Raw genomic sequence first — 373 nt, forward strand, 5'->3', positions numbered from 1 at the left:
AATACTGAAGAGAGCTTCTTAACGGTTTTAAACGTTACTTGGTTTCCTTTAGCAGGAGGGCGCTGGCCTTTTTAAGATCTCCTTTTCCATCCTGAGTTCTTTATTTTCCTTGCACAGCCTTAACAGCTCTGTTCGTTCATCTGCACTTAAACTGGTCCCAGATTGCTCAGCTTCAAACTGAGCTTTCCAGTTATAAAGTATTTTATCTGTGATACCTAAAGACGCCGCTGCTTTTGGTACGCTGTAACCTTGCTCAGTTACCAATGCCACAGCTTCTTGCTTAAATTCAGCCGTATAATTTCTGTTTGTTCGTTTTGTCATTTAACACCTCAATAATTGGATTATATTCCATTATTAAAGTGTCCTGTTTGAT

The 373-nt window shown here is 39.1% G+C and carries 1 protein-coding gene; it reads right to left on the minus strand.

The annotated features are described in order from the left end of the window. Positions 1-48: 48 nt before the first annotated feature. Positions 49-321 (minus strand): transposase, encoded by a 273-nt coding sequence (locus CWC11_RS20755; protein WP_138684173.1) that lies wholly within the window; start codon positions 319-321, stop codon positions 49-51. Positions 322-373 lie beyond the last annotated feature (52 nt).

This window comes from Pseudoalteromonas sp. S3178 (assembly GCF_005886985.1).
Lineage (GTDB): Bacteria > Pseudomonadota > Gammaproteobacteria > Enterobacterales > Alteromonadaceae > Pseudoalteromonas > Pseudoalteromonas carrageenovora.

Coding starts and splice junctions, on each gene's coding strand:
- CWC11_RS20755 (WP_138684173.1), bottom strand. CDS start 321: ATGACAAAACGAACAAACAGAAATTATACGGCTGAATTTAAGCAAGAA.